Source organism: Luteibacter sp. SVR4-7G, assembly GCF_056755555.1.
On sequence record NZ_JBPGXO010000085.1, the window covers coordinates 1 to 3,395 of the forward strand.

Here is a 3,395-nt window from a genome sequence, read left to right on the forward strand (position 1 = left end):
GAAGAAGACGCTTCGCTTCCTCGGTCCCGCCCAGGAACCGCCGCCGCACGAACGGGGCTGGAAGGACGTGGTCCAGGCCCATCCGGGCATGGTCACGCGCATCGTTGCCACCTTCGACGGCTACACCGGGCGTTATGCGTGGCACTGCCATCTTGCGGAACACGAGGCGAACGAAATGATGCGGCCTTTCGAGGTGGTGTAGGAGCGCGCCCTGCGCGACATCTTTTGAGGCTGTATGCAACAGGCCCTGAGCCTCTTGGCGAGAAGATGTCGCGCGCTGGGCGCGCGCTCCTACATGGGCAGGCTCTTCAGGGCCGCCGCATCCAGCCTCACCACCGGATAAGCACCCACCTTCTGCGCCGTGTACCACGGGCTGCGCTCGAAGAAGAACATCAGGCGTGCCCGGGCGTTCGCCGCGAACGCGGGATCGCTCTTGAGCTTGTCTTCGAAGGCCGTCTTCAGCGACGGATCCTCCGCCATCATCTTGCGGGCCAGGGCTTCGATCACGCGTGGCTCGCCGTATTCCTTCGGCTCGAAGATGGCATCGAGGTAGCCCCAGCGCAGGATGGAATCCGGTGCGCGCGCGTCGAGCAGGTTGAGCGCGAGCACGGCATCCGTGTTATCGGCACGGACGATCACTGTGCCGGCTGGAAGCTCCACCTCTTCCCGCGTCGGCGCGATGGCCACGTCCTTCAGCATGTGGTGACCTTCGAAGGGCTTGTCGGCCCACCTGGGCTGGGTGAGTTCGTCCCGCGTGACTTCGACGCGCGTCGCGACGCTGCTCCGTGTATAGGGGATGCCATGCGCGTCGAGGCGCTCGATCACCACGGTCCACTGCGGCGGGATGGCCCATGCGGCGGGCAGGGGCGCCGAGACGTCCGGAAGCAGGTCGTTCCAGCTCTGGATGGCGTAGGTCTTCTTCTTCGAGGTGTCGTAGCGCACCCAGGTGTCGCCCGAGATGTCGCTTTTCGTCTGGGTGAACGCGTAGCCCTTCAGCGTGAACGGCTTCGGCGTGGGGTCTTCCTTGAAAGTGACGGGTAATGCGGCATCCGGCCGGGCCGAGAGCGAGGCGGCCCAGGCGTCCGCGTCCTTCGACGCCTTCAGCAACGCGGCCGGATCCTTGTTCACTGTTTCAAGGACGCTGCGCACCATGTCGTAACTGCCGCGCACGCGCACCTCGTAGGATTTAAGCATGTGCGTCTCGATCAGCAGGCCGGCACGGTTGCGGATCGCCGCGTAGCCCGTCGAAAAACGCGGGCCCGAGCCGAAGTTCTCGATGCCCTTGGTAATGTCGCGACCGTCGCGGAACTCGAGATAAGGCGACGCGATATGGCCCAGCGATTCGTAACGGGGCACGGCGTCGCCGGCGAAGGCCTTCGCTTGCCATGCGGCGACCGAAGGCGGCAGCTTGTGCGCATCCTCGGCATACCAGGTGAGATCGGGCTGGTAGTCGGCACCGTCGGTGGTGTGGATGTCGATGAGGAGGTCGGGCCGCCAGATGTTCCACAGTTTCAGCCACGCGCGCGTTTCCGGCGCGTCGGCCTTGACGTAATCGCGGTTGAGGTTGAGGTACTGCGACTGGCCGCGGAAACCCATGCGCTCGGGGCCATTCTGGTTGATCCGGAAATAAGGCCCGGAGTTCTCATGACCATCCACGCTGTACACCGGGATGTAGACGAGCACGGCGTGGTCGAGCAGGTGCGGCAGACGGCCGGTGACGGCGACGTCGCGCAACAGCATCAGGCCGGCGTCCTTGCCCTCGATTTCGCCGGGATGGATGCCTGCCTGGACCAGGACGACCGGTTTCCCGGCGGCGCGCGCCTTCTCCGGCGTCAGGTCGCCGTCCATCGCCGCGATCATCGCCGTCATCGGTCGCCCCTCGGGCGTCGTGCCGAAGGTTTCCATGCGAATGGTGCCAGGCGCGGCATCGGCCAGGCGATGCAGGTAAGCCACGGTTTCGTCGTAGGAAGGCGTGGTGCGGAACGAGGACGCCTCGGCTGGAGTGATCCAGCGGTCTTTCGCGTGGATCGTCACCGGAGCGATCGCGATCAGGCCGAGGAGAAGACGCGCGGGCAACGTCGCAGGCATGGGAGGGTCCGTGTCGGGGATCCACCTATTGTGTGTGTTTTTCCGTTGCAGGCCAATCGGAGGTGCGGTGCCGGCGTGGCACGCGCTCGTCCGCGCCACGGCGCCTGACGGAACGCCTCGTCATCCTCGCCGGTTCGTCGCGATCCGCGCCTACATTTTCATGGACGGGCGATGACTACTGTCGCTGCTCATTTCCCTGCGGCAGGTCCCTGAGATGAATCGACAGTCACCTCCTTCCATCGTGTGGCGCCGGACGGCATGCATTCTCCTGGCGGCCGGTGCGTGGATGCCCTCAACGTACGGGCTAGTGCGCGCCAGCGAAAATCATTACATCGCAGCGGCGGACGCCGACGCCTTCCAGAATATGGTCAGCAAGGCGAAAGCGGTCCCTGTTCCGGATGCGCGGTCGGTGGCGCGGTCATTCATCCGGCAACAGCTGAATGTCGACGGGGACGATTACGTGGTGGCGCACTTTGCCACGGCGGAAGCGCGGTCGCTCGGCCTTCCTGATCACTCCGTGCCCCTCACCGATGCATTGATGGAGGCGTTCCCGGACCATTCCCGGCACACCTTCTTCGCGGAGGCGTCGGATATTGTGGGCGGGCTTTTTGGTGGCGGCAGCGAAAGTCCGGGCGTGGTCCCGTGGGTGGACGGCCTTGTGCACAGCCACGATGCGAAAGATGCCGCGTCGAAGGTCGGCAGGTTCCTGTGGAGCCGCACGGGTCCGGGTTGGGTTTACAACACCTTTTTCGCCCGGGGCAACATGATCGAGACGGTCGGCGAGGACGCCCGTTCGTTGGACGAGGCCTTCGGTGTTTACCGGATCGGCGGGTTCACGGAGGACCATCTTGCAGCAGGCGACGCTTTCCTGCTTTCGAACCTGGTCCAGCGATTCCGTCAACAAAGTACCTTCGCAGAGCTTCCTTACGTCAAGAAGCTCCATGAGGCGCTGGATGCGTGGGAAGCGAACGGCAGCGACTGGCCCGTACTGGCGCGCTACGAATTCGTGCAGCAGGCCCGAAAGGCCCGGGATGCAGGTCTGTTGAATCCGGACCAGTACCTGCTGGTGATGCACGCCGGGGCGCCGCAGGTGCCATTGAGCGGTCCCGTCAGCCTGGCCCAGCTGCGCGATGGCCAGCCGGCCGCCAATACGGAAATCCGGCGTTTCGACATCAACGGCTACACGTCCAGCGATTTGATCCGCTTCGTCGCTGCCGATCGCAGCGAGGTAATGTACGTGCCCGGCGGCGATCCGGCCTTCGTGGTAGCGCCTAGCGAGGACGCGCTTCGTCAGTGGGTGCTGGCGC

At 64.8% G+C, this 3,395-nt stretch carries 3 protein-coding genes; 2 read left to right on the forward strand and 1 reads right to left on the reverse strand.

Going from position 1 to position 3,395, the window contains the following annotated elements; genetic code table 11:
• On the forward strand, positions 1–202 hold a 202-nt coding region (locus ACR9ZH_RS18350), incomplete at its 5' end, for a multicopper oxidase domain-containing protein (protein ID WP_481292204.1).
• An 89-nt stretch (positions 203–291) separates the two neighbouring features.
• Here the strand turns inward: ACR9ZH_RS18350 and ACR9ZH_RS18355 are convergent.
• On the reverse strand, positions 292–2,088 hold the full coding sequence (locus ACR9ZH_RS18355) for a M14 family metallopeptidase (RefSeq protein WP_481292205.1): 1,797 nt from the start codon (positions 2,086–2,088) through the stop codon (positions 292–294).
• A 307-nt stretch (positions 2,089–2,395) separates the two neighbouring features.
• Here ACR9ZH_RS18355 and ACR9ZH_RS18360 point away from each other — a divergent pair.
• A partial coding sequence (locus ACR9ZH_RS18360) for a dermonecrotic toxin domain-containing protein (protein ID WP_481292206.1) occupies positions 2,396–3,395 on the forward strand: 1,000 nt, incomplete at its 3' end.